Below are 24,861 nucleotides of genomic sequence, written 5' to 3' on the forward strand. Positions count from 1 at the left end.
TGAGCCATGAGCGGCTCCCGCCGACATCCGGCGGGCCCGGACAGCACGCCGAACACCGTCCAAGAAACCCAGGGAGGACATGTGACCATCACACCGGTCACCACGACGGACGTGACGCGCCGTCGCTTGCTCGCAGCCGCGCTGGTGACAGGGGTCGGGGCCGCCGTGCCGATCAGCGCAGCGCGCCAGGCGTGGGCTGCTCCGGCCACCCCCGGTCCGTCGCAGCTCACGCTGCCCAGGCCCACCGGGCCACACCCAGTGGGCACGGTGCCGCTCCACCTCGTCGACACCTCGCGTCCGGATCCTGTGGCCGGCCCGGGGCATCACCGCGAGCTGATGGCCAGCGTCTGGTACCCCGCTTGCAAGACGAAGGACCTGCCGCGTGCTCCCTGGATGACCCACGGTGCGCTGCGGGCGATCCTGGCGGACGTCGGCTTCCCCCTCGATCCCGCCCTCGGCCCGCTCACCGCCGCCCACGTGGGCGCGCCGGTGCACCGAATGGGCCATCGCCTGCCCGTCCTCGTGTACTCGCACGGCGCGGGCAGCCACCGCGGCGACCACACCATCATGGTCCAGGAACTCGCCAGCCACGGCTATGCCGTGGTCACCGTCGACCACACGTACGACGCGTTCAGCGAGTTCCCCGACGGCCGACTCACCGTCCCGGCAGAGGTCCCGCCGTTTCTGGGGCCCCGGGACTTCGCCACGGACCTCCGGTTCGTGCTCGACGCCGTCGAGGGCCTTGCCGCCGGGCACAACCCCGACGCCGACGGCAGGCCACTGCCCCAGGGACTGCTCGGCGCCCTCGACCCTCAGCGCATCGGCGCGTTCGGCTGGTCGAAGGGCGGCACCGCCACCGCGCTCACCATGCTCGCCGACCAGCGCATTGGCGCCGGGCTCAGTATCGACGGCCCGATGCAGCCGACCATCACCACCGACCTGGACCGGCCGTTCATGATGATGACCGCCTCGTTCACCCGGGCCGCCGTGCCGGACGTCGCCGAGTTCTGGACACACCTTCGCGGTTGGCGGCTGAACATCCAGGCCGACGGGGCCATCCACACGACGTACGGCGACAACGCGACACTGATCCCGCAAGCGGGCACGATCCTCGGCATGACCAACCAGCAGATCAAGGACATGATCGGCACCCTCGATCCGGCCCGGGCGGTCCGGATCCAGCAGGCCTACCCGCTCGCGTTCTTCGACCAGCACCTGCGACACCGCGGGGGACATCTGCTCGACGGCCCGAGTACAGCCTTCCCCGAGGTGAAGTTCATCCCATGAGAAGCGTTGGACCGCGCGAGGCGCGGTCCGACCAAGACCGCCAGGAACGCCATCGCCATCCGGGTGCGGCCTTTGCAAGGCCAGCTATCCGCGCAGTCCTTCCATCGCGCGGTCGGCGCTCCTACCGCTCGCCGTCGTCCTCCCCGCCGGACGAGGGTTCGCGTAGTGGCCTGCGGCCAGCCTCCTGCGGGCGGAAAAACGCGTAGCGGCCGAAGAAGTTGATGTGGTCGAACTGCAGCGGTGACAGGCGAGCCAGCAGGTCGTCGGTGACGGGGAAGCCGTCCGCGGCGAGCTGCTTGGCCGCCCGGTCCAGGTAGAGGCTGTTCCACAGCACCACGGCGTTCAGGGCCAAGCCAAGGGCGCCGAGCTGGTCCTCCATGCCCTCGCGGTAGTTCTGCCGCAGCTCGCCGCGCTGACCGAAGAAGATCCTGCGGGCCAGACGATGGCGGGCCTCGGTGATGTTCAGCTGCTTGCCGATCATGCGGCGGTAGCCGTCGTCGGAGATGAACTGCAGCAGGTGCAGGGTCTTGAAGATCCGCCCGTAGTGGGCGAGCGCATCACCCAGACCGGTCGGGCGCCCGTCCCGGGACAGCATGTGGATCAGGTCGTGCCCGCGGACCTCACCGAGGGTCAGGGAGCCGGCCACCCGCAGCATGTCGCCCCAGTGCGCCCGGACCCGGTCCAAGCGCACCGTGTGCCGGGAGGCATCCTGCAGCGGCCCGTAGTCCGCGCTCGCGTGGGTGCGCCACAGCCGCGCGTCGGAGATGTCCGCGATCCGTGGGGAGAACTGGTAGCCGCAGATAGCGAACAGCCCGAAGACGATGTCGCTGTAGCTGGCGGTGTCGGTGACCACGGTTTCCGGCTTCGGTCCGCCGTCGCGGCCCAGCAGCGCGTCCAGGATGAACAGCGAGTCGCGCAGCGTGCCGGGCACCACCACTCCGCCCAGGCCCATGACCTGGTCATTGACCACGTTCAACCAGGTGGCGCCCTTCTTGCGAAGGCCGAAGTAGAGAGGGCTGTAGCCCGCGTGGATCGTCTGGACCGGCACGGTGAACCGCACCCCGTCCGCGGAGGCGACCAGTCCCCCGCCCCAGGCCCGGACGATGTCCACCTTGGCCTGCGCGCCGATGAGCATCCCGTTGGCGGCGCTGATGGTCTCGGCCCGCAGGTAGCCCTGGTCGACCTGGACCAGCCGGGCGCGGGTGAGCGCCGGCACATTCGGCTTCGCGACCGGGGTCAGGCCAACGTTGCAGGCCTCCGCGAGCAGCAGCGCGCACACGCTGACCTCGAAATCGTCCATGTGCGGATCAGCGCCGGAGATGTGGGTGAACGCGCTGGTCATGCCAGTCAGCTCGGCGACCTCCAGCAGCAGCTCGGGGAAGTCGACCTTCGGCAGCATGCTGTTGGCCAGCTGCCGGAAGGCCGGCATCAGGTTCGGCTCGGGGGCGGGGCCGAGCCGGTCCAGGTGCAGCTTGCCGTCCTTCACCGTCACCGCGCTGTTGGTCGGCAGCCCGGCGACGACCTGGTGGTAGGCGCCGTGCAGGGCCGAGGCGAGCTCGGCCAGGTGCGCGGCAGGCTCCGCCTCCAGTCCCAGCGCCGTCAGCACCGTCGTCTCGGCGCTCTCCCAGCGGTCTCCGGCCAGCAGCTTCGCCCGCGGGTCGCCCCACCGGTCCCCGTCCCTGGCGAACACGTCCCGGCGCCGAAGCGCCCGGTGCAGGTGCTCCAGCACGCAGAACGAGTACGCCGCCTTCTCCACACAGCCCGGCTCGGTGTCGGGGTTGGCGAACACCAGGCGCCGCCACGAGCCGGTCACCAGCTGCTGGTCGACCTCGGAGGCGGCGACCTTGCGCCGGCCGACCAGGTGCGGCAGCTGCTTGAGCGCCTTCACCACCGGGGTCCCGGCCGACACCGCGCCGAAGTCCACGGTGTCGACCAGCAGGCGGATGAAGCCGCGCACCGTCCCGTACCGGGAGGCCAGCGCGGCCCGCCACTCCGCATCCTCATCACCGTCGCCGTCCGGCACACACTCGGCGATCACGGCCAGCGCCTCCGCGAGCTTGCCGCGCGGCACCACCTTCTCGATCGCCTCCCAGGCATCCAGTACCGAGGTCGCCTCACCGTCCGCGGTGGCCGGGGCGGTGCCCAGCAGCACCTCCACCGCCTTGGCCACCCGTCCGGCGGCCTTCTTCAGCTTCGGCAGGTTCTTGAGCTTCTCCTCCCGACCGAGCCGCTCGGCCCGAGCCAGCAGCCGACTGCCCATCAGGATGTCGAGCAGGTCCAGGGCGTCGTCCACCGCCGCGATCTCTAGGTGCCGCACCGTGGCCAGCATCGTCGCGGTCTTCCGGGTCTCCTCCAGGTCGCGAAGTGTCGGGGCCTTCGAGCCCATCCCGTACCGGGCCAGCGCCGCCATCCGCGCGGGCGGCACCGCGCCGACCTCCACCAGGCCGGCACCGAGCGAGCGCACCTCCCGAGCCCGGTCCAGGGCCTCGCGCATCGCGGTGCCCGACACCCGCACCGGCCCGGTCCGCAGCCGTTCCAGCTCCGAGACCCGCTTGCCGGTCGGCACCTTCAGCAGTTCGCGCAGCGCCTGCCGCAGCTCCTGCGGCACCGCGGCATCCAGCGTCCGGTGCAGCTCGGCCATCTCCTGCGCCCTCGTCTCGGCCACCAGCCGCGTCAGCGTCGTGATCCCGGGCAGCAGCACGCGGTTCTCCACCAGCCACACCACCGCCCGATCGAACAGTGCCCGCGGCCCCTCGACCGACGCCCACACCCGCGCCGCCAGAAACGCGCGGACCTCCTGCTCGGCGGCGGAGAACTCGCGGTAGCCGTACTCCTCGCGGATCTCCCAACTGTGCTCGTACGCCGTCTTCGGCCGACTGCCGTACTCGGCCAGCACCTGCGGCTCCAGCCCAAGCTGCTCGGCGACGAACGCCACGGTCGATACGGGCACGCCGGCCAGGTCGTCCAGCAGGAACGTGCCCAGCATCCGCACGATCCCCCACTGCACCGCCCAGCCCAACCGGGTCGCATCACGCCGCTTGGCGGCCCCGAGCTCTCGGGCCCGAGCGTCGAGGCGAAAGAACTGCTCCAGCTCGCCCGGGGTGGGCACGGCGGCAAACCGGCCGTAGCGGGAGACCTGGTCATCGGAGAGGAAATCAACTGGAATGAGCCGGAACGTAGGCCCGCTGACCAGGCCAAACAGGCCGAGTCACCGCACTGGTACCGAGATCACCGGTCTACCGCCAAAACTCGGACCGATCCTCCCCGAGGGCCAGGCAGCGGAAGTGGTCACCGGCCGTCGCGGAGCTGCGGGGATGGAACCCCCGCCGGACGGGCTCCGGCCCGTCCTGCCGTCCATCTCCTCGACCCGGCTCACGGGCCCCTGTCGCGGGGATGTCCACCCCGCCACCGTCCGGTCCGCGACCGACGGATGCTCAGGCCGTACGCAGGGGAGGAGGATTGTCGAGGAGGAGGTCGTGTCCGACGTCGGTGACGGTGTGGCGGACCTGCCTGCCCTCGCGGCGGGTCGCGATCAGGCCGGCGGTGCGCAGGGCGGCGGCATGGGCGGAGGCGGAGGGCGGGGTGACGCCGAGCCGCTGTGCGAGCTCGGTGGTGGAGCAGGCGCTGCCGGCGACGGCTCGCAGGACGCGGGCCCGGGCGGGGCCGAGCACGACGGCGAGGCCGTCGGCAGCCGGTGTCCGGGCCGCAGGATCGGCGGTCGGGGCGGCGATCGGGTGCAGCAGCAGGCTCTGGCGGCCCGGCTCGGCCAGCAGGCTGATGCTCCGCTGGACGAAGTAGTTCGGCCGCAGTTCCAGGCCCCGGCCGCCGAGTTCGAAGGAGCCCTCCAGTTCGCCGAGGGTGCACTCCAGCACTCCCTCGTCCCGCCAGACGGCCTTCGGGTGGAGCGAGTCGAGCATTTCGCCGATCCCGGAGCGGGCGGCGGTGCGGGCCCGGACGGCGATGTCGGCCTCCAGGGCGCGGCGGATGTCGGGCCAGTCCGGGGCGAGACAGGACCGGAACAGCGCCCAGGCGCCGTCGCTGACCTCCCGCAGGCCCCGGCTGCCGTCCTCACGCAACCGGGCCAGGGCGGCCGGGACTTCCGCGCCCCTGCCGAACATGGCGACGCCCTCCTCCACGGCCTGCTGCGGGACGGAGAGGAGCGCGTCGAGCTCGTCGGTCAATTGCCGCCGGACGCCGTCGAGGTCCGCCACCATGAAGTCGGGGACGCCGACCGGGCTCGCGTTGACCACCTCAAGGAAGCGCACGGCGCGGTGGGGCACGTGGCGGCGGATGTCCCGCCACCAGCGCTCGCTGCGCGACCCGCTGCCCTGGTGAACGCCCAACCGGGCCGAGCCGGCCATCAGGTGGTCGAGCGGGGATATGACGAACCGGGTCCTCGCGAGGTCCGCGACCCCGAACCTCAGTGCGATCACGAACCTTCCTCCGGTTCCCCGCAGCCGCCCTGACCTGCCGCGTTGTTGACTATTAGGCCCAGAGGCTAATGCATGGCCGTCCGGCCGTCCGCGTTGGCATGCTCTTCTCGCCGGCGCGACCGAGGCCCGCTCCGGCCCCCACCACGAGGGGAGTGGGGGCCGGAGCACGATCCTCGACCGGGCGTTCGTTGAGCCGAACGCCCGGCGTCGCCCGGCTCACCGCGCCAGGCCAGCGCCCGGTCGGCTCCCGGGTCGGTGTGCGCGCCCCGCGGCCCGGGAACGAGGCGGAGCCCGTCGAGTACTGAACCTCCGGCCCGCCCGCCGACATCCCCGCCCGGGGCCCGGTCCGACTCGTGGAGTCACGCCGGCGGCTCGGCCCCGACCGCCACGGACCGACAGGACGGCGCCCACCCCGATCCGGGCCGTCCCGCGCCGGATCGCCTCGACCGGGCGCAGCGCGAGACCGGCGGCCGGCCGGGCCGCCCCGGGCGGGCCCCACGACGGCACGTCGTCCAGCAGTCGAGCCCGGACGAGCAGCCCGTCACCAGCCGACGCCGCGCCATCCGGCGCCCCGCTCCGTACCGAATCCGTCGACGGTCACGGCCGCAGAGCCCGTTACCCCTCGCCCAGGGGGCCTGCAAGTCCTGACAGGCCATCATCCGACGCATGGATGCGCACTAGGGGAGCGCGTCTGCGCTTCGTACGCCCCGCTGATCGAGTGACCCTCGGTGGGACGAATCACGCCACACCCCGATGCGAACAGATCTTCGATGCACGTCCGCCCATCCGGCCCGGGAGAGTCCAGCCCGCCCCGCCGGCCTGGGACTTGGCCCCGGAGAGGCGTTCGACCGCCCCGCCGACCCGGCGCGCGCGGGGGCGTGCCGAGAGTGCTCTATACCACCAACTACCGCTTCTCGGAAGAGTCTTCCGGTACATACCCCTCGCATGGGCGAACTGGGCGCAGGCACGGGCACGGCAAGCCCCGGGCGCGGTAGGACTGGTGCCGGCACCACCCCGGCAGACCGGGCGGGCGCCCCGCGCCGGAGTCCCGGGAGATGGCCGAAAGCCACCCGCCGACCCACTGCGGGGTGCCGCCCCGGGCCCGGACCACCCGACCCTTGTCCCTCCCAACCCCCCTTTCCTACGAGTCGCTTGAGGATGCTGATGCTTGGTGCTGGATCGTCACCCAGAGGCCGGCGCGCCACTCCCGTCCTGGTGTGGCTCCTGCCCACGGTCGTGACGGCGGCGGTCGCCGTCGCCGCCGCATCGGTGGCCTCCGCCGGCGCCCGCGCCGGAGTCGCCTGGTGCGGGGCGGTCGGGACCACGGCGGTGGCCGTGGTCGCCGCCGAGACGGCCCGCCGGGGGCGCGCCCTGGACGCGCTGCGCGAACAGAGCTCCCGGCAGGAGATAGAGCTGCGCCGCCGGCTGGCCGAACAGGAGGCCGAGACGGTGCGGCTGGCCACGAGCGCCCTGCCCGAGGCCGTGGCCCGGCTCCAGCGCGGCGAGTTCAGCACGGACGTGCTGAAGGCGTACGAGTCCCACAACCCCGCCGTCGGCGCCGACTTCCAGGCCGCCCGGCACGCCGTGCTGCGCACCGTCCTGGAGGCGGTCGACAACGAGGAGGGCATGCGCGAGGCCGCCCAGCGGGCCTTCGTCAACATCGCCCGCCGGGTGCAGGCGATCGTCCACCGCCAGGCCCACGAACTGCGCGAGATGGAGCACCTGCACGGCAACGACCCGGCCGTCTTCGGCGACCTGCTGCGGCTGGACCACGGCAACGCGCTGATCGGCCGCCTCGCGGACAGCATCGCCGTCCTCGGCGGCGCCCGCCCCGGCCGCCAGTGGAGCCGGTCGGTGCCGCTCTACAGCGTGCTGCGCGGCGGCATGTCCCGGATCCTGGACTACCAGCGGGTCGAGCTGCACCCGGTCTCCGACGTCGCCGTGGTGGGCCCGGCCGTCGAGCCGCTGATCCACGCCGTCGCCGAGCTACTGGACAACGCCACCCGGTACTCGCCGCCGCAGACCAGCGTGCACCTGACGGCGGCCGAGGTGCAGACCGGGATCGCGATCGAGATCGAGGACGGCGGCCTCAGCCTGAGCGAGGAGGGCCGGGCCCGGGCCGAGCGGATGCTCCGCGAGGCGCAGGCCGGCATCGACCTCAACGACCTCGGCGAGACGCCCCGGCTCGGCCTGGCCGTGGTCGGCCGGCTCGCCCAGGCGTACGGGTTCCAGGTGTCGCTGCGGCACTCCGCCTACGGCGGGGTCCGTGCGGTGCTGATCGTGCCCCAGGAGCTGATCACCACGGCCCCGGCGACCGGGCGCGCCCACGGCATCGGCGTCACCTCGACCTCGCGGCCGGACCCGTCCACCGCCCCGGCCGCGGCCGGCTTCGACCGCTCCCCGTGGGGTGCGCGCAAGGTCTCGCCGTCCCGATCCGGATCGTCCGCGGGACGGTCCGCGACCGGCCCGCTCCGGTCCCCCGGCGCGGCGCCGTCCGCGGCCGGTGACGACCTCCCGGTGGTGACCGAGCGGACCGCGAACGGCCTGCCGCAGCGCCGCCGGCACGGCGCCCCCGTCCGGAGACCCGTTCCCGGGACGGGCCGCCCGGAGGCCCGGGCGGTACCCGAGCCGGCCCCGGAACCCGTCCAGCCCGGACTGTGGCTGGCGGCGTTCCACGAGGGGGTGAACGGCACCGGGCCGTCGGTCACGGCGGACGGCCCGACCGTCAACGGCCACGGCTCCCGGGCCACCGGTGCGCAGGGCACCACCACTCAGGGCACCGGCGCACAGGGGCACGACGCCGGCGGCCACGGCACTGGCGCCCACAGCAGCGAAGAGTCGGCAGGGAAGGGCGAGCAGTGATTCAGCAGCGGACCAACATGGACTGGATGCTCAAGGACCTGGCGGAGGGCGTCCCGAACGTCCGGAACGTCATCGTCCTGTCCGCCGACGGCCTGCGGATGGCCCAGTACGGCACCGAGCCCGACACGGCGGACCGCCTCGCCGCCGCCTGCGCCGGCCTGCAGAGCCTGGCCGCCGCGGTGGGGCACGAGTTCCCGCACGGCGACGGCCGGATGCGGCTGGTCGTGATCGAGATGGGCGGCGGCTTCTTCTACCTGATGGCCGCCGGCGCCCGGGCGTTCCTCGCGGTGCTCGCCGACGAGGGCGTCGACGCCGGTCTGATGGGCCAGCGGATGCGCGACCTGGTCGCCCGGATCGGCGAGCACCTCAGCACGCCTCCGCGCAGCAGCAGCGGGCAGGTGGCATGAGCGAGGCCGACCGGGACTGGGACGACGGCGATCCCGAACGTCTCTACGTCATCACCCGCGGGCGCAGCGGCCCGGCCGAACAGACCCCGTTCGACCTGGTCACCCTGATCGTCGCGCGCGCCGAACCGACGCCCGCGATGCAGCCCGAGCAGGCCGCGATCCTGCGGATCTGCGGCGCACCGCTCTCGGTCGCCGAGATCTCCGCGTACCTGCGGCTGCCGGTGAGCGCGGTCGCCGTGCTGCTGACCGATCTCCTCGCCGAGGAACGGATCGAGGCCCGTGCCTCCGTCCCCGCGGCGATCCTCCCCGACCGTGCCCTGTTGGAGGCGGTGATGCATGGACTTCAGAGACTCTGACACGCTGGTCGGCCCGGCGAGCGAGGACCTCCTCCCGGACACGGCCACGATGGCGGTCAAGATCGTGGTGGTCGGCGGTTTCGGTGTCGGCAAGACGACCCTGGTCGGCTCGGTGAGCGAGATCCGCCCGCTGACCACCGAGGAGACGATGACCCAGGAGGGCGCCGGGGTCGACGACCTCGCCGGCGTCGAGCGCAAGACCTCCACCACGGTCGCGATGGACTTCGGCCGGATCAGCATCAGCGAGGAGCTGGTCCTGTACGTGTTCGGCACGCCCGGGCAGGAGCGGTTCTGGTTCCTCTGGAACGGCCTGTTCGAGGGCGCGCTCGGCGCGGTCGTGCTGGTCGACACCCGGCGGCTGGAGGTCAGCTTCGAGGTGATCGGGCGGCTGGAGGACCGCGGCGTGCCGTTCGTCGTCGCCGTCAACGCCTTCCCCGAGTCTCCGGCCCACCCGGTCGACGAGCTGCGGGCTGCCCTGGACCTGACGCCCGAGGTGCCGATCATCACCTGCGACGCCCGGAGGCGCGAATCCAGCCGGGACGTCCTGCTCACCCTGATGCGCTACCTGTACGACCTCGCGGCCCCGGCGGGGTGACCGGGCCTGGTCGGGGCGCGCTCCCCCGGGCCCGCCCCGACCAGGCCCGGTCCACCACCGCTATCGCCCTCACCCCGGAGAGACAGTGACCACCCCCTTCGCAGACGACGACGCCACGCCCGCCTCGCCGCCGCCCGGCTGTCCCGCCCACGGGCTGGACACCACCGGGCTGGGCGCGGTCGGCCCGGATCCGGCCGGGTCGACCGGCCTCGGGCTCGACGCCCCGGGCCTGCGGCGGATCTACGGACCGGAGGCCGAGGCCGACCCGGCTGGCCTGTACGAGAAGCTGCGCGCCGAACACGGCGAGGTGGCCCCGGTACTGCTGCACGGAGACCTGCCGGCCTGGCTGGTCCTCGGCCACTCCGCCAACCTCACCGCCCTGCGCACCCCGTCCCGCTTCTCCCGGGACTCGCGCCGCTGGACGGCCTTCCAGGAGGGCCGCGTCACCCCGGACTCCCCGCTCATGCCGGTGATCGCCTGGCAGCCGCTCTGTGTCTTCGCCGACGGCGAGGAGCACCGGCGGCTGCGCGGCGCCGTCACGGAGAGCCTCAACCGCTTCGACCGGCGCGGGATCCGCCGCTACGTCACCCGCTTCACCGACCAGCTGGTCCGGGACTTCGGGCCGAGCGGCCGGGCGGACCTGGTCAGCCAGTTCGCCGAGCACCTGCCGATGCTGGTGATGACCCAGCTGGTCGGCATGCCGGAGGAGTACGGGCCGCGGCTGGTGGACGCCGCCCGGGACCTCATGAAGGGCACCGAGACCGCGATCGCCAGCAACGACTACGTCGTCGCCTCGCTGCGCCGGATGATGGAGCGCAAGCGGACCTCGCCCGGCTCCGACCTCGTCTCGTGGCTGATGGAGCACCAGGCCGGACTCACCGACGACGAGGTGCTGGAGCACCTGCGGGTGGTGCTGCTGGCCGCGAACGAGACCACCGTGAACCTGATCGCGGACACCCTCAAGATGATCCTCACCGACGAGCGGTTCCGCGCCCACCTCTCCGGCGGCCACATGACCGTGCCGGACGCCCTGGACCAGGTCCTCTGGGACTCCGCGCCGATGTCGCTGGTGGCCGGCCGCTGGGCCACCGGCGACACCGAACTCGGCGGCCAGCAGATCAGGGCCGGCGACATGCTGCTCATCGGCATCGCGGCCGGCAACGTCGACCCGGTCGTCCGGCCGGACCTCTCCAAGCCGCTCTACGGGAACCGCTCCCACCTGGCCTTCGGCAGCGGGCCGCACGAGTGCCCCGGGCAGGACATCGGCCGGGCCATCGCCGAGGCCGGCATCGACATCCTGCTCACCCGGCTCCCGGACCTCCAACTAGCCGTCCCGGAGTCGGAGTTGACCTGGACCTCGGCCTGGATCTCGAAGCACCTGGTGGAGCTGCCGGTGAGCTTCAGCCCGCGGCTCCCCGGCGAGGACGACACCCTGCCCCAGCAGGCCGCGGGGGCCGCTCCCGGCGACGAGCCCGGTGCACCGGCCGCCGTGCCGGCGTCGTCGCCCGTCGGCGCACCGGCGCCGGAACCTGCGGGCCGGGTGGCGCTCCCACGCCAGCGGCGCAGTTGGTGGAGCCGGCTCACCACCCCGTTCCGGCGCTGACGGGCCCCGGCGGAGGGGTGGCCGTCCAGGGCCGGACGGCCACCCCTCGCCTACCGCGTCGGCGTCACCAGCGACCGTGCACGTGGGGGCGGATCCGCCGGTCGTAGAGGTCGCGGACGGCGGCCAGGGTCTCCTCGGGCAGGGGCGGCAGCCCGGCGGTGCCGGCATTGGCGCGGGCCTGCTCGGGGTTGCGCGCGCCCGGGATGACGGTGGTCGCACCGGGCTGCTGGATGATCCAGCGCAGCGCCGTCTGCGCCGCAGTCGTGCCCTCGGGGGCGAAGGTGGCGAACTCTGCCGCGGCCTCGACGCCGGTGGCGAAGTCCACGCCGGAGAAGGTCTCGCCCTGGTCGAAGGCCTCGCCCTGCCGGTTGTAGGTGCGGTGGTCGTCGGCGGCGAACATCGTCCGCGGGGTGTAGCGGCCGGACAGCAGCCCGGAGGCGAGCGGGACCCGGGCCAGGATCCCCACCCCGGCCGCCGCGGCGGCGGGCAGCACCTGCTCCAGCGGCTTGAGCCGGAACGCGTTCAGGATGATCTGGACACTCGCCACGCCTGGCCGGGCGATCGCGGTGAGCGCCTCCGCACAGGTCTCGACGCTGACGCCGTACGCGGCGATCCGCTCCTCGACGACCAGCGTGTCCAGCGCGTCGAACACCTCGTCCGAGGAGTAGACGGGCGTCGGCGGGCAGTGCAGTTGCACCAGGTCCAGCCGCTCCACACCAAGGTTGGCCCGGGAACGGTCGGCCCAGGCCCGGAAGTTGGCCAGGTGGTAGTGCTCGGGACGCTGCTCGACGCGGCGGCCGAACTTGGTGGCGACGAAGACCTCCGCGTCCGGCCTGCCCTTCAGGTAGCGGCCGATCAGCTGCTCGCTGCGCCCGTCGCCGTAGACGTCGGCGGTGTCGAAGAGGGTGACGCCGGCCTCGACCGAGGCGTCCAGGACGGCGAGCGCGTCCTCCTCCCGCACGTCGCCCCAGTCGGCGCCGAGCTGCCAGGTGCCGAGCCCCACGACCGAGACGGGCCGGCCGGTGCGGCCGAGTACGCGCTGTTCCATGGGGTGACCCTCTCACGGCGGCCGCGCGGGAGCGCCGGACGGCGCGCCCGCGCGGCGGCACGGCCGGGCGGCGGGTGGGTGGGTGGCGGGTGGGTGGGTGGCGTGTGCTCGGGTGCGGCCCTGGGTGTGCGGGCGCGTCAGACGCCGGCGGCGTGCAGGCGCCGCAGGATCGCCATCAGCTCCTCGGGCGGGGCGACCGAGAACGATCGGGTGGCATCGTCGATCACGGTCAGCGAGGTCACGACGCCCTGGTGCCACCAGTAGAGGCGGGGCGAGAGCGGGCCGGGGTTGTCCTGGTAGGCGCCGAGGCCGAAGGCGGCGAGGTCGTTCACCGCGTCCACGGCCCGGGCGTCCAGCAGCGGGTGGAAGACCAGGTAGTGACGGCTCGGGACGGTGAACAGAGCCCCCTCGGGCGGGAGTTCACGCCCGGTCAGGGTGCGGGCGAGCTCGTCGAGGACGAGCGCCTTGCTGGCCACGAACATCGACTCGCCGGACACGATGTGCATCGCCGCGCCGGTCTGGCCCTGGGCGGTGTCGTACTCGACCGGCTCCCGGAGCAGGTTGGCGCGGCCGGCGGTACGCAGCCGTTCCAGCCCCACCTCGGCGACGAACGGGTCGTCGAGCATCCGGACGGCCTCGGGGAGGTCCAGCGCGAGGGCCTCCAGCAACCCGGCGGCGACCGGGCGGACGTAGCTGAACGACGCCGCCGCAGCGGGCGGGAAGGCGTCGTCGGCCACCAGGCGCAGGACGACCGCACGGAGGATCTCGTCGGAGCCCTGCGGCGTGGCGTCCACGGCGCCGTCCAGGGCCCGGAAGTGGTGCTCCACCAGACGGGGCCACTCGCGCGGGTCGGCGCGGCGGCAGAGCTCGGCGAGGTTGTACAGCGGCCTGGTGCCCTGCGGGGCGCGGAGGGAGTCGCCCTCGACGACGACCTGCGGGAGGCCGGCGTGGAACTGGCGCACCAGGCCGCGCAGGTAGTCGGCCTGGTCGACCGTCAGCGCGGTCAGATGGGGGTCGAATTGGACCGAGGGCTTGGACCGGAAGAACTTCATGCACCAGACCCTATGTTCGAGGTGGGGATGCTCCCACCAGCGGGGTCGGTGTGAGGTCGGTCGGTGGGCTCCGGCCCGGGCCGTGCCGCGAGTCCGCCGTCGGTGCGTCAGGCCGCCGCCACCCGGGCGAACGCCTCGCCGCCGACGACCCACTCGCCGCGGCGCATCACGGCCACCAGGTCGTAGCCCGCCGAGTCGACCACGACCAGGTCGGCCTGCTTGCCGGGCTCCAGCGAGCCGACCCGGTCGGCGAGGCCGAGCAGCCACGCCGGGGCGGCGCAGAGCGACTCGACGGCCTGGCCGAGCGTCAGCCCGTTGACGGTGACCGACCGTTTGAAGGCCACGTCCAGGGTGAGCGTGGAGCCCGCGATGGAGCTGCCGTCGGCGAGCATCGCGACGCCGTCCTTGACCTCGACCTGGAGCGGGCCGAGCGGGTAGAGCCCGTCGCCCATCCCCGCCGCCCCCATCGCGTCCGTGATCAGCGCGACCCTCTCCGCCCCCGCCGTCCCGTACGCCAGATCGAGCACCGACGGATGCAGATGCACCCCGTCGTTGATCAGCTCCACCGTGACCCGCTCGTCCTCCAGCAGCGCCACGATCGGCCCGGGCGCCCGGTGCGCGATCGCCGGCATCGCGTTGAACAGGTGCGTCGCCACCGTCGCCCCCGCCTCCACCGCCTCCAGCGTCCGCCCGTAGTCCGCATCGGTGTGCCCCACCGCGGCCACCACCCCCAGCTCCGCCAGCATCCGCACCGACTCCAGCCCACCCGGCAGCTCCGGCGCCAGCGTCACCATCCGCGCCCGCCCCCGCGCCGCGTCCACCAGCTTGCGCACCAGAGCCGGATCCGGATCCCGCAACAGATCCGGACGGTGCGCACCGCACCGGTTGTGCGAGATGAACGGCCCCTCGAAGTGGATCCCGGCCAGCACGCCGTCCTCCACCAGCTCCGACAGCACCGCCGCCTGCCGCGCCACCTCGTCGATCTCCCCGGTCACCGTCGAGGCCATCGTCGTCGTCGTACCGTGCTCCAGGTGCGTGCGCGCCACCCGCAGCGCCTCCTCCGCGATCCCCGACGCGTACGACGCACCACCACCACCGTGCACGTGCAGGTCCACGAACCCCGGCACCACCGTGAACCCCGACAGGTCCAGGTCCCCCGGCGCCACCGGGCCGCCGACACCGGCCACCACCGCGCCCTCCACCACCAGACGGCCGCCCTCGACCACCCCGGACGGCAGGACCAACCGGGCGCCGGACAGTGCAGTACGGTCCGCGACAGTCACGCGGCCACCCCCTGGGCTCGTGTACGGGCATCTGGACGGGCAGGCGTGCTTCCGCACGGGCGCGCGCGTCCGGTTCGGTAGGGGACGACGCCCGGGAGCAGTTTCGCGGGGATCGGCTGAGTGAAGTTGCTTGAAGACTTGCCATCATAGTCATCTTCGAGCGCAAGGCCAGCCCCTCGGAGCCCTGACCCGGGCCCCGAACCGGGCCCAGAACCCCCTGCTACCGGGCCGATCCGGTCCGAGCCGGCCGTACAAGCCCGTTGCGGGTTTAGACTCGCGGCATGCTCAAAGCTGATCGCTCCGCCCGGATACTTGCGCACGTCACCGCAGCCGGGAGCGCCGATGTGCACGCGCTCGCCGGGCTCCTGGGCGTCTCGACCGCGACCGTCCGCCGGGATCTCCAGGAACTCCATGAGCAGGGGCTGCTGCACCGCACGCGCGGCGGCGCGGTGACGGGCCCGGTCAACCTCGAACTGCCGCTGCGCCACCGCAGCGGGAAGCAGCGCGAGGAGAAGCGCAGGATCGCCCAGGCCGCCGCCGAACTCGTGCCGGACGGCGCGGTGGTGGGCCTCAGCGGCGGCACCACCACCAGCGAGCTGGCCCGGGTGCTGGCCGAACGCGGCGGCATCACCGTGGTGACCAACGCGGTGAACGTCGCCGCGGACCTGATCGTCCGCCCCGAGGTGCGGCTGGTGGTGATCGGCGGCATCGCCCGCGCCGCGAGCTACGAGCTGGTCGGCCCGGCCGCCGACCGGATGCTCTCCCAGTACCACCTGGACGTCGCCTTCATCGGGGTGGACGGCCTGACGGCCGAGGAGGGCTGCACCACGCACGACGAGATGGAGGCCCAGACCGACCGGGCGTTCCTGCGCAGCAGCGCCCGCGCCGTCGTCCTGGCCGACAGCACCAAGGCGGGCAGGGTCACCTTCGCGCGGATCTGCCCGCTCACAGAGGTCCACGACCTGGTGACGGACGACGGCCTGACGGATGCCCAGGAGAAGGCCTTCACCGCCTGCGGGGTGCGGGTCCGCCGCGCCTGACGGCGCCGGGACGGGTGCGCCCCCGGCCGGCTGCGTCGGACGGCGCGGCCCCCACCGGACGGCTCATCCGACGGGGGCGGCCGCGATGGTCGGCAGGAGGCGGGCGGCGGCCTCGGTGACGGCGCCGCGCCCGGCGGCGAGGTAGCCGCGCGGGTCGACGGCGCGCTCGTCGACGGCGAGGTGGGCGCGGACGGCGGCCGTCATCGCGATGCTCAGCGCCGTGCCGATGTTGACCTTGGTGATGCCGCCGCCGACGGCCCGCCGCAGCTCGTCGTCCGGGACGCCGGAGGAGCCGTGCAGGACGAGCGGGACGTCCAGCGCCACGTCCAGCTCGGCGAGCAGGGTGTGGTCGAGCCGGGCGTCGCGGGAGGTCATGGCGTGCGTGCTGCCGATGGCGACGGCGAGGGCGTCCACACCGGTCTCGGCGACGAAGTGCCGGGCCTCCTCCGGCCGGGTCCGGGCCCCGGGCGCGTGCGCGTCCAGCGGTCCCCGGCCGTCCTTGCCGCCGACCTCGCCGAGTTCGGCCTCCAGCCAGAGCCCCGCGCCGTGCGCCCAGGCGGCGGCCGCGCGGGTGGCGGCGACGTTCTCCTCGTACGGCAGGTGCGCGGCGTCGAACATCACCGAGCTGAACCCGCAGTCAGCGGCCTGACGGAGCAGCCCGCCACTCGTCACGTGGTCCAGGTGGAGCGCCACCGGGACGGTGCTCGGCTCGGCGGACCGCACCGCCGCGGCGGCCAGCGGGCCCGGCCGGCCGCCGTGGTAGCGCACGGCGTTCTCGCTGATCTGGAGGATCACCGGGGAACCGGCGGCCTCGGCCGCGGCGACGACGGCCTCGATGTGCTCCAGGGTGATGACGTTGAAGGCGGCGACGGCGCCGCGCCGGGCTGCGGCCCGGCCGACCAGGTCACCGGTGGCTGCCAGGGGCATGTGCTCTCCTGAGGGTGTGAGGGTTCCGGGGCGAACGCGGCGCTGCGTTCGTGCGGGCTCCGGCGGAGCCCTCGCGGGAAGTGCGGGTCAGACCGGGCGGAGCCGGACCAGGGGAAGGTCGTACAGGTACGCCTGCCGGTCGAAGTGGCCCGCGTACGGCGCCCGGACGGCCGCGGCCGACAGCGCGACCGCCTCGGCGAGCGTCTGCGGCCACGGGCTGCCGCCGGCGAGCGCCGCGGCGAGCGCGGCCACCGCTGCGTCTCCCGCGCCGGTCGGGTTGCCCCCGCGCACGGCGCGCCCTTCGGGCAGGCCGGCGTGCCAGGCGCCGCCCGGCGTGACGGCCAGCAGGCCGGCGGGCCCGAGCGAGGCGACCACCGCCCGGGCGCCGCCGTCCGCCAGGACCCGGGCGGCGGCGAGCGGGTCGGCGATCCCGGTGGCGTCCCGCAGCTCGGCCGCGTTGGGCTTGACCAGCGTCGGCCGGGCCGCCAGCGCCTCGGTGAGCGCGGCCCCGCCGGCGTCGAGGACGACCGGGACGCCGTGCCGGTGGGCGAGGCGGACCAGGTCCCCGTAAGCGCCCGGGTGCAGGCCGCGGGGCAGGCTGCCGGAGAGCACCAGGGCGCGGGCGGCGGGCAGCAGGCCCGCGGCACCCGCCAGGACCGCCGCCCAGTCCTCGGCGGTGAGCTCCGGCCCGGGCTCGTTGAGGACGGTCGCGTCGGCCTCGTCGACGACGGTGACGGTGCGCCGGGTGGCGGCGCGGGAGCGGAGCGGGACCGACAGGTACGGGAGGCCGGACCGGTCCAGCTCGGCGCGGACGACGTCGCCGGTGGGCCCGCCCAGCGGCAACAGCGCGGTGGTCGGACGGCCTAGGGTGTGCAGCACGCGGGCGACGTTCACGCCCTTGCCGCCGGCCTGTTCGTGGACGGCGTCCACCCGGTGGGTGGTGTGCGGACGCAGCGCGGGCACGGCGTAGGTGACGTCCAGCGCAGGGTTGGGGGTGACGGTCACGATCACGGCGCCGTGGTCCGTCCCGGTGTCGGGGCGGGGCCGGGTGTCGGGGCGGGTGCAGGGTGAGCGCCGACCGCCGCGTCCAGGGCCCCCAGACCGGCGCCCAGGCAGCCGGCGGCCGAGCCGAGTGCGGCGGGGACCAGGCGCGGCGGGACCAGGATCCGGGCGCGGGCCGCCAGCGCCGCGGCCAGCGGGTCGAGCAGCAGGCGGCCGGACTCGGCCAGCCCGCCGCCGAGCACGACCAGCGGAGGGTCCAGTACGAGGGCGGCCGTCGCCAGTGCGTCGGCCAGGGCGTCCACCGCCTCGGCCCACACCGCGCGCGCCGCCCGGTCACCCGCGGCCGCCAGCCGGGCCACCTCCTCCGCGGGGCACCGCCGCCCGGTGGCTCCGGCGTAGCGGCGGGCCACGGCGGCGGCCGAGGCGTAGGTCTCCGCACAGCCGAGCGCCCCGCAGGCGCACTCCTCCCCGCCGGGGCGGACCACCAGGTGGCCGATCTCACCGGCCCGGTGGTGCGCGCCCGGCTCGGCGCGTCCGCCGGTCATCACGGCGGCCGCGATGCCCGTGCCGACCGGAACGAAGAGGAAGCGCTCCGCACCGCGCCCGGCGCCGAGCCGTGCCTCGGCCGTGCCGCCGGCCCGTACGTCGTGGGTGACGGCGACCGGTAGGCCGGTGCGATCGGCCAGCAGCTCGCGGAAGGGGACGTCGCGCCAGCCGATGGTGGTCGAGTGGACCCCGGTGCCGGTGGTCTCGTCGACGATGCCGGGGACGGCGAGGCCGACGGCGTCGACCTCGGCGCCCTGCCGTTCGGCCTGCCGGAGCAGTTCGGCGACCACCGCCACGATCGTTTCGACGACGGCCTCGGGGCCGCTTTCGCGCCCGGTGGCCCGGTGTGCGCGGTGACGGACGGCGGCCTCGCGGTCGAGCAGCGCCGCCTTGATCCCGGTGCCGCCGACGTCCACGGCGACGACCAGGTGCCCGACGGTGCGCCCGTGCCGGACGCGCCCGGCCTCGGCGCGCCGAGTGCCCGTCAGGTCGGCCCGCACGGAACCGGCCACGGAACGAGCCCCGGTCGAGGGGACGGGGCCGGCGCCCCGGCCGCGGTCCATCGGTGCACGGCGCACGCTCATGCGCCGCTGAGGACCACGGAGCGGGTGAGGTGCCTCGGCCGGTCCGGGTCCAGGCCCTTCGCGGCGGCGAGGGCCGCGGCCAGCCGGTGGACCCGGACGAGGTCGGCCAGCGGGTCCAGCCCGTCCTCGATCCAGCGCGCGCCGGTCCCCCGCACCTGCTCGGCGAGGCCGGCCGGAGCCGTGCCGAGCATCCAGGTCGTGGTGGACGGCGCGGCGATGCTGATCGGCCCGTGCCGGTACTCCATCGCCGGGTACGCCTCGCTCCAGGCGAGCGCCGCCTCGCGCAGCTTCAGCCCGGCCTCGTTGGCCAGGCCGACGGTCCAGCCGGTGCCGAGGAAGGTGAACTGGGTGCAGCCCGTAAGGCCTTCGGGCAGCGGTTCGGCCAGCGCGCGCCGCCCGTCCGCCTCGACCGCCTCGGTGTGCAGGCCCAGGTGGGCGCGGAGCAGGGTGAGCGCGGTGGTGGCGAACCGGGTCTGGACCACGGACCGCTCGTCGGCGAAGTCCAGGACGGCGAGGTCGTCGGCCGCGCCCGCCACCGGGGTGTCCGGGTCGGCGGTGATCGCGGAGGTGCGGATGCGCCCGCGCAGCCCGTCCAGCAGGGTCAGCACTTCGGTGGTGGTACCGGAACGGGTGAGGGCGAGCACCCGGTCGTAGGAACGGACGCCCGGGAACTCGGAGGCGGCGAAGGCATCGGTGAGGCCGCGTCCGGCCGTCTCCCGGAGCCCGGCGTAGGCCTGGCCCATGAACAGCGACGTCCCGCAGCCGACGACCGCCACCCGCTCGCCGTGTTCGGGCAGCGCCGGGCAGTCGGCCCGGGCGAGCTCCGCCGCTCGGCGCCAGCAGTCCGGCTGGCTGGCGATCTCGGCCTCGACATGGGTCGCCATCGGCCACCTCCATCGTGAGTGCTTGCCGATAACTGATCTCTTTGCGCCCGATTCAAGCATCTTTGAACATGGCGTGGAAGCATGATGCGCAGATCTCTGCGCGAAGGTGCGACATCGCGCGACGTCTGCGCACTCCCGGGGCAGACGCGGCGGGGGCGGCCGGCGAAGGGCCTCGGCGGCAGACCGCGCCCTGCTGGTCGGCCAGGGCTCTCTCCGTCAGCTCGCCGGGTGCCCTGGTCACGGTGTCCCGCCCGGCGTGCGTCCCCGGGTTGATGCCGGTGTCGGCGAACACCACGCACGGCGTCCGCCCAGGCCCGGCCCCGGCCTCGCCGCCGAGGACCAGGACCGGCCCGACGCGCCCCGGCCCGGGCCCGACCCGGTCAGTTCGCCCAGTCCGGCTTCCAGACCGGCCGCGGACCGGACGACGGCACCGCGAGGTGGCGGCGGAGCAGGGCCAGGGCCGGGTGGGCGTTGTCGCGGTGCCAGAGCAGGTAGTGCGGGTAGACGGGGGTCGGGTCGAGCACCGGGATACGCCGGAGGTCGCAGCCGGCGGGCCAGACGAGCCTGGTCTGCGCGCCGACCAGGCTGGCCAGGGTCGTCGAGTCGGCGACCACCTCCAGCAGGCCCTCGATGCCGAAGTTGGGGCCGGTCGACTCGATGCGGAGCCCGAACGCGGCGGCGAGGTCGTCGTAGTAGGCGGCCCATTCCGTCCCCGGGACGATGCCGGGGATCCAGATCCGGTGCCCGAGCAGCCCGGCCGGGGTCACCGAACGGGCGTCGGCCAGCGCGTGGCCCGGTCCGGTGAGGAGTTCGTGCGGCTCGTCCAGCGCCGGGGCCGCCTCGATGCCGTCGGGCAACTGGAGGCCGGGCGCGGTCACGGCGCGGAAGGTCGCGTCGATCGTGCCCGCGGCGACCTCGGCGAGCGCCGTCGCGGCGTCGAACAGGGTCACCACGTCGAGGTCGACGTCCGGGTGCGCCCGGTGGAACTCGCGCAGCAGCGCCGAGGGCGCGAGCCGGGAGCCGAGCACGTCGACGCGCAGCGCCCGGCGGCCCGGTCGGACCGAGTCCGCGGCCCGCTCCGCCGCCCGCAGCAGCTCGCGGGCGTGCGGCAGGAACGCCTGGCCGTCGACGGTGAGCCGGGCGCCGCGCGCGGTGCGGGTGAACAGACGCACGCCGAGCTCCTTCTCCAGCACCGCGATGCGTTTGGAGACGGCCTGCTGGGTGACCGACAGGTCCGCCGCGGCCTCCTGGAACCGGCCCGAGTCCACGACCGCGACGAAGGTGCGTACGGCTTCGAGGTCCATGCCCGCCAGCCTAGGGTGCGTCTCGACCCTGGTGACACAACCATCGGTTGTGTCAGGGCCGCCGGGCGGTTGTTTGCCCTCGGGCCCCCCGGCTCGCTTTGATGCCGGTCGGCGGCGACGGGCGAGAGGCGGGATGGCGTGGCGGAGACGGCTGGAGGACGACGGGGGGCAGGGGCGTCCCTGGGCCGGCCGTTCCGGTGGCTGTGGGCGGCGTACGCGGTCAGTGCGCTCGGCACCCGGCTGGCCTTCAACGCATTTCCGCTGGTGGCGCTGCAGGTCCTGCACGTCGGCCCGGAGCGGGTCGCGGTCCTGGCGGCCGCCGGAGCCGCCGTGGGCGCCCTCGTGGCGGTCCCGCTCGGGCCGTGGGTGGAGTTCCGCCGGAAGCGGCCGGTGATGGTCGCGATGGACGCCGTGCGGTTCGCGGCACTGATCAGCGTCCCGGCCGCTTACGCGCTCGACCTGCTCGGCTTCTCCCAACTGCTGGTTGTGGCGGTGGTCGTCGCCGCCGCCGACATCGCCTTCGGTGCGGCCTCCGGCGCCCACCTCAAGGCGCTCGTCCCACCGGCCGACCGGCTCCGCGCGAACGCGAGGTTCGAATCGACGGCCTGGACCACCACCGTCCTCGGACCACCGCTGGGCGGCGCCGCGGCCGGCCTGTTCGGCCCGGTGGCGGCCGTCGCCGCCGACGCGGTGAGCTACCTGCTCTCCGCCCTGGGCCTGCGGGCCATCGGCGGCCGGGAGCCGCAACCCGACCGTCCGACGGCCCCGCTCCTGCGCCCCGCCGGCCTGGCCGAGGGGTGGCGCCACCTGCTCACCGATCCGGTGCTGCGGCCGCTGTTCCTCAACACCGTCCTGGTGAACGGCCTGATCATGGCGGCGGAGCCGCCGCTCGCCGTCCTGATGCTCGGCGGACTCGGCTTCGCTCCCTGGCAGTACGGGCTCGCCTTCGCCGTGCCGTGCGTCGGCGGGCTGGTCGGCTCGCGGCTGGCCGGGCGGCTGGTCACCCGGTTCGGCCGGCACCGGGTCCTGCGCACCGCCGGGGTGCTGCGGGTGTGCTGGCTGCCCGGCCTGGCCTTCGTCGGACCGGGCCCGGGCGGGCTGCTGCTCGTGATGGCGGTCGAGTTCGGGCTGATCCTCTGCGTGGGCGTCTTCAACCCCGTGCTCGCCACCCACCGGCTCGACCGCACACCCTCGGACCGGCTCGCCCGCACCCTCGCGGCCTGGTCCGTCACCGGAAAGGCCGTCATCGCGGCGTTCACCGCGCTCTGGGGGGTGCTGGCCGCCGTGGCCGGCCCGCGCGCCGCGATCGCGATCGCGGGTCTGCTGGCGCTGGCGACGCCTCTCCTGCTGCCCCGGCGGGAGCCGGGCGCGGACCGGGCGCCAGGCGACGCGGCGGATCGGGACGCCCCCGGACGCACGACCGACCGGACGGCCCGGTGAAGGGGCCGCCCGGTGGCGCCGCGCTCCGGCCCGGGCGAGAGGTCGTGGACGATCACGGTGAGCAGCGGGGCCGCGCCCACCGGGAACAGCAGCCACGTCCGGACGAGGACGGGCCCCCGGCCGCGAACCCGCGCCGGCCCGTTGTCCGTGCCGCGTGCCATGCTGGTGGCGTGCGCTTCGAATTCGATGCCGAGCTGTGGATCTGGGACGCCCGGCGGTCCGACAGCTGGACGTTCGTCAGTCTGCCCGCCGAGGCGTCCGAGGAGATCCGGGACCATCCCGGCGGGCCGCCGCGCGGCTTCGGCTCGCGGCGCGTGCAGGTCACCGTCGGCGGCAGCACCTGGCTCACCTCGATCTTTCCGGACAGCGCACGCGGCTGCTACGTACTGCCGGTCAAGCGCGCCGTCCGCAAGGCCGAAGGCCTGGAGCCGGGTGACACCGCGTCGGTGACCGTCGAGCTGCTGGACGTCTGACGTCCGGACGGCCGTGCCCCCACCGGCCTAGACGACGCAGAACTCGTTGCCCTCGGGGTCCTGCAGGACGACGGCGTAGTACGCCGTGTCCGGCTTGTCCATGATCCGCAGCACGGTGGCACCGGCCTCGGTGAGCCCTTCCATCTTGGCGGTGACCCGCTGGATGCGGGTCTCCAGCGGAACCTCACGCCCTCCGCCCACCCTCAGGTCGAGGTGCAGCCTGTTCTTGGTGACCTTCGGCTCCGGGACCTGCTGGAACCAGATCCGCGGTCCCCGCCCCGCCGGGTCGACGATCGACTCCGGCGTCTCCCCAACCCCGGCCGGCAACTCCTCCGCGGGCACGCCCAGGTCCGCCCAGTACTCCCGCCACGTGGCGTGGCCGCCCAGCGGAGGCTCCGGCACGTACCCCAGAGCACCGGCCCAGAAGCCCACCAGCCTGCGCGGGTCGGCGCAGTCGATCACCAGCTGCGGTGTCGTCTCCATACCCGGAGGATGGCACGCGGCTCCGACGGCATCGACTCGTCCACGTCGGGTTCCGCCGTGCGCCGGTCCGGCTCGTGCCGAGTGGTCCGGGGGCGCAGTCCGCCCCCGGCCTCCCCGTCCGGACCAGCCGGCGCGACCAGAGTGCTCGCCCGGGCCTTCGTGTGCCGACTCGACCGCTTCCGGCCGAGGGCGGGCTTGTCCTGCGATGCGTGCGATCAATTTGCGTTATCCCCGTCCGGTCTGACGGATCTCCTGTGATGTCGGCGCATGACGCGTCGGCCGGCCGGGTGGCGCGGACGCGGTGGGAGAGCCGCGACGCCCTACCGGGCCGCCGGTTGAGAACGAGGAGTCCGTGTGCTCATGCAGTCCATACGTCGCCGGCAGGGGCTGGCCCTTGTCGTGGCGGTCGGTGTCGTGGCAGCCGCAGCGAGCGCGTGCGGCCCGGAGGCCGGCACACAGGCCTCGGACAGGTCCGGTGCGGTGGCCGCGGCGGTGGCACCCGTCGGCGGCCTCCCGTCCGCGGATCCGGCTTCCGCACCGTCGGCGACCGCCTCCGCCGGCCCTCCCACGACGGCGACCGCGACCGCGACCGCGTCGGCCACGACGCCCGTGACGGCCACCCCGTCGAAGCCCGCGAGTACCCCGACCGCGGCGGCCACCAAGGCCTCGCCGGGCCCGGCCGCCAAGACTCCTGCCGCTGCCACGCCCCGTCCGGTCGCCGCCACGCCGTCACCCCGGACCGCTCCGAGCACCGGCAACGCGGCGCCGGACCGCTCGGCCGGCAGCGCCGAAGCGCTCTCCCTTCGACTGATCAACGAGGAGCGGGCCCGCAACGGCGTCCCGGCGCTGGTGGTGAAGGCCGATCTGACGGCCTTCGCCGAGAACTGGGCCCGGCACATGCGCGAGACCGGGTTCGCCCACTCGGAGAACGCCTCGGGTGCCGGTCCCAGCCTGACCGGGAGCCGGACGCTCACCGGCGAGTGCATCGTCATGTGGGGCGACGCCGCCATGACCGGGGAACAGGCCGCTGCCCAGTTCCAGAAGATGTGGACCGGGTCCCCGGGCCACCACGCCGCGCAGATCAACCCCCGCTACAAGGAGATCGGCGTCGGCTTCTTCCACGATTCCAGCGGCTGGTGGGGCGTGCACGAGTTCGCCGGCTGACCCGGCCACGCCGGGCGGTCCCGGCCGAACCGCTGCCCCGCCGTCGCCGGGCGCACCCGGCCCGGGCCCGCCGAGGAGGCGGGGCCGG

At 74.4% G+C, this 24,861-nt stretch carries 21 protein-coding genes; 10 read left to right on the plus strand and 11 right to left on the minus strand.

Translation table 11 applies throughout. From position 1 onward, the window contains the following. The first annotated feature begins 6 nt into the window (after positions 1-6). Positions 7-1,287, plus strand: a complete 1,281-nt coding sequence (locus tag ACF9IK_RS02505) for an alpha/beta hydrolase family protein (protein ID WP_395292576.1) — start codon at positions 7-9, stop codon at positions 1,285-1,287. 121 nt (positions 1,288-1,408) lie between these two features. Here the strand turns inward: ACF9IK_RS02505 and ACF9IK_RS02510 are convergent, their stop codons facing one another. Continuing rightward, entirely contained in the window at positions 1,409-4,453 is a 3,045-nt protein-coding gene (locus ACF9IK_RS02510) for a Tn3 family transposase (RefSeq protein WP_395298451.1), read from the minus strand. 268 nt (positions 4,454-4,721) lie between these two features. Beyond that, on the minus strand, positions 4,722-5,720 hold the full coding sequence (locus ACF9IK_RS02515; RefSeq protein ID WP_395292577.1) for an ArsR/SmtB family transcription factor: 999 nt from the start codon (positions 5,718-5,720) through the stop codon (positions 4,722-4,724). 1,164 nt (positions 5,721-6,884) lie between these two features. Between ACF9IK_RS02515 and ACF9IK_RS02520 the strand changes: the two genes are divergently transcribed. The 5 genes from ACF9IK_RS02520 (at position 6,885) to ACF9IK_RS02540 (ending at position 11,543) form a co-directional block, all read left to right on the plus strand. Next, entirely contained in the window at positions 6,885-8,582 is a 1,698-nt protein-coding gene (locus tag ACF9IK_RS02520) for an ATP-binding protein (RefSeq protein ID WP_395292578.1), read from the plus strand. Further along, on the plus strand, positions 8,579-8,989 hold the full coding sequence (locus tag ACF9IK_RS02525; RefSeq protein WP_395292579.1) for a roadblock/LC7 domain-containing protein: 411 nt from the start codon (positions 8,579-8,581) through the stop codon (positions 8,987-8,989). The genes ACF9IK_RS02520 and ACF9IK_RS02525 overlap by 4 nt, the downstream gene beginning before the upstream one ends. Further along, positions 8,986-9,345 (plus strand): DUF742 domain-containing protein, encoded by a 360-nt coding sequence (locus ACF9IK_RS02530; protein WP_395292580.1) that lies wholly within the window; start codon positions 8,986-8,988, stop codon positions 9,343-9,345. The genes ACF9IK_RS02525 and ACF9IK_RS02530 overlap by 4 nt, the downstream gene beginning before the upstream one ends. Continuing rightward, positions 9,326-9,940 carry a GTP-binding protein gene (locus ACF9IK_RS02535; protein WP_395292581.1) on the plus strand — a complete coding sequence of 205 codons (615 nt, stop codon included), beginning with the start codon at positions 9,326-9,328 and terminating at the stop codon, positions 9,938-9,940. The genes ACF9IK_RS02530 and ACF9IK_RS02535 overlap by 20 nt, the downstream gene beginning before the upstream one ends. An 85-nt stretch (positions 9,941-10,025) precedes the next feature. Then, entirely contained in the window at positions 10,026-11,543 is a 1,518-nt protein-coding gene (locus ACF9IK_RS02540) for a cytochrome P450 (protein WP_395292582.1), read from the plus strand. Between the two features lie 64 nt (positions 11,544-11,607). On the opposite strand, the gene ACF9IK_RS02545 is transcribed toward ACF9IK_RS02540, so the two are convergent. The 3 genes from ACF9IK_RS02545 to nagA all read right to left on the minus strand — a co-directional run bounded on the left by ACF9IK_RS02545 (position 11,608) and on the right by nagA (position 14,926). Then, entirely contained in the window at positions 11,608-12,591 is a 984-nt protein-coding gene (locus tag ACF9IK_RS02545; protein WP_395292583.1) for an aldo/keto reductase, read from the minus strand. A gap of 137 nt (positions 12,592-12,728) precedes the next feature. Next, a complete protein-coding gene (locus tag ACF9IK_RS02550; RefSeq protein ID WP_395292584.1) occupies positions 12,729-13,643 on the minus strand; it encodes a hypothetical protein in 915 nt (304 codons plus the stop codon). Between the two features lie 107 nt (positions 13,644-13,750). Continuing rightward, entirely contained in the window at positions 13,751-14,926 is a 1,176-nt protein-coding gene (gene nagA / locus ACF9IK_RS02555; RefSeq protein WP_395292585.1) for an N-acetylglucosamine-6-phosphate deacetylase, read from the minus strand. Between the two features lie 281 nt (positions 14,927-15,207). Here nagA and ACF9IK_RS02560 point away from each other — a divergent pair, with 281 nt between their 5' ends. Beyond that, on the plus strand, positions 15,208-15,966 hold the full coding sequence (locus ACF9IK_RS02560) for a DeoR/GlpR family DNA-binding transcription regulator (RefSeq protein WP_395292586.1): 759 nt from the start codon (positions 15,208-15,210) through the stop codon (positions 15,964-15,966). A gap of 63 nt (positions 15,967-16,029) precedes the next feature. Here ACF9IK_RS02560 and ACF9IK_RS02565 read toward each other — a convergent pair whose 3' ends face one another. The 5 genes from ACF9IK_RS02565 to ACF9IK_RS02585 form a co-directional block, all read right to left on the minus strand. Beyond that, positions 16,030-16,893 carry a class II fructose-bisphosphate aldolase gene (locus ACF9IK_RS02565; protein ID WP_395292587.1) on the minus strand — a complete coding sequence of 288 codons (864 nt, stop codon included), beginning with the start codon at positions 16,891-16,893 and terminating at the stop codon, positions 16,030-16,032. A gap of 87 nt (positions 16,894-16,980) precedes the next feature. After that, on the minus strand, positions 16,981-17,904 hold the full coding sequence (locus tag ACF9IK_RS02570; protein WP_395292588.1) for a 1-phosphofructokinase family hexose kinase: 924 nt from the start codon (positions 17,902-17,904) through the stop codon (positions 16,981-16,983). Continuing rightward, positions 17,901-18,869 (minus strand): ROK family protein, encoded by a 969-nt coding sequence (locus ACF9IK_RS02575; RefSeq protein ID WP_395298452.1) that lies wholly within the window; start codon positions 18,867-18,869, stop codon positions 17,901-17,903. The genes ACF9IK_RS02570 and ACF9IK_RS02575 overlap by 4 nt, the downstream gene beginning before the upstream one ends. 152 nt (positions 18,870-19,021) lie before the next feature. Further along, the gene (locus tag ACF9IK_RS02580) at positions 19,022-19,909 is read right to left on the minus strand and encodes an SIS domain-containing protein (RefSeq protein WP_395292589.1); all 888 of its coding nucleotides are present in this window, start codon (positions 19,907-19,909) and stop codon (positions 19,022-19,024) included. Between the two features lie 380 nt (positions 19,910-20,289). After that, the gene (locus tag ACF9IK_RS02585) at positions 20,290-21,213 is read right to left on the minus strand and encodes a LysR family transcriptional regulator (RefSeq protein WP_395292590.1); all 924 of its coding nucleotides are present in this window, start codon (positions 21,211-21,213) and stop codon (positions 20,290-20,292) included. A gap of 138 nt (positions 21,214-21,351) precedes the next feature. On the opposite strand from ACF9IK_RS02585, the gene ACF9IK_RS02590 reads away from it, so the two are divergent. Both ACF9IK_RS02590 and ACF9IK_RS02595 read left to right on the plus strand, forming a co-directional pair. Further along, positions 21,352-22,653, plus strand: coding sequence for an MFS transporter (locus tag ACF9IK_RS02590; protein ID WP_395292591.1), 1,302 nt, complete (start codon positions 21,352-21,354; stop codon positions 22,651-22,653). 170 nt (positions 22,654-22,823) lie between these two features. Further along, entirely contained in the window at positions 22,824-23,126 is a 303-nt protein-coding gene (locus ACF9IK_RS02595) for a DUF1905 domain-containing protein (protein WP_395292592.1), read from the plus strand. Between the two features lie 27 nt (positions 23,127-23,153). Here the strand turns inward: ACF9IK_RS02595 and ACF9IK_RS02600 are convergent, their stop codons facing one another. Next, a complete protein-coding gene (locus ACF9IK_RS02600) occupies positions 23,154-23,609 on the minus strand; it encodes a VOC family protein (RefSeq protein ID WP_395292593.1) in 456 nt (151 codons plus the stop codon). Positions 23,610-23,969: 360 nt separating this feature from the next. Between ACF9IK_RS02600 and ACF9IK_RS02605 the strand changes: the two genes are divergently transcribed. After that, entirely contained in the window at positions 23,970-24,773 is an 804-nt protein-coding gene (locus ACF9IK_RS02605; RefSeq protein WP_395292594.1) for a CAP domain-containing protein, read from the plus strand. Positions 24,774-24,861 lie beyond the last annotated feature (88 nt).

Source organism: Kitasatospora hibisci, from assembly GCF_043950205.1.
GTDB classification, from domain to species: Bacteria; Actinomycetota; Actinomycetes; order Streptomycetales; family Streptomycetaceae; genus Kitasatospora; species Kitasatospora hibisci.

What these genes read in the sequence shown, in the direction of transcription:
- ACF9IK_RS02505 (WP_395292576.1), top strand. Translation starts at nt 7, where the DNA reads ATGAGCGGCTCCCGCCGACATCCGGCGGGCCCGGACAGCACGCCGAAC.
- ACF9IK_RS02520 (WP_395292578.1), top strand. Translation starts at nt 6,885, where the DNA reads ATGCTTGGTGCTGGATCGTCACCCAGAGGCCGGCGCGCCACTCCCGTC.
- ACF9IK_RS02530 (WP_395292580.1), top strand. Translation starts at nt 8,986, where the DNA reads ATGAGCGAGGCCGACCGGGACTGGGACGACGGCGATCCCGAACGTCTC.
- ACF9IK_RS02535 (WP_395292581.1), top strand. Translation starts at nt 9,326, where the DNA reads ATGGACTTCAGAGACTCTGACACGCTGGTCGGCCCGGCGAGCGAGGAC.
- ACF9IK_RS02545 (WP_395292583.1), bottom strand. Translation starts at nt 12,591, where the DNA reads ATGGAACAGCGCGTACTCGGCCGCACCGGCCGGCCCGTCTCGGTCGTG.
- ACF9IK_RS02550 (WP_395292584.1), bottom strand. Translation starts at nt 13,643, where the DNA reads ATGAAGTTCTTCCGGTCCAAGCCCTCGGTCCAATTCGACCCCCATCTG.
- ACF9IK_RS02560 (WP_395292586.1), top strand. Translation starts at nt 15,208, where the DNA reads ATGCTCAAAGCTGATCGCTCCGCCCGGATACTTGCGCACGTCACCGCA.
- ACF9IK_RS02565 (WP_395292587.1), bottom strand. Translation starts at nt 16,893, where the DNA reads ATGCCCCTGGCAGCCACCGGTGACCTGGTCGGCCGGGCCGCAGCCCGG.
- ACF9IK_RS02580 (WP_395292589.1), bottom strand. Translation starts at nt 19,909, where the DNA reads ATGGCGACCCATGTCGAGGCCGAGATCGCCAGCCAGCCGGACTGCTGG.
- ACF9IK_RS02585 (WP_395292590.1), bottom strand. Translation starts at nt 21,213, where the DNA reads ATGGACCTCGAAGCCGTACGCACCTTCGTCGCGGTCGTGGACTCGGGC.
- ACF9IK_RS02600 (WP_395292593.1), bottom strand. Translation starts at nt 23,609, where the DNA reads ATGGAGACGACACCGCAGCTGGTGATCGACTGCGCCGACCCGCGCAGG.
- ACF9IK_RS02605 (WP_395292594.1), top strand. Translation starts at nt 23,970, where the DNA reads ATGCAGTCCATACGTCGCCGGCAGGGGCTGGCCCTTGTCGTGGCGGTC.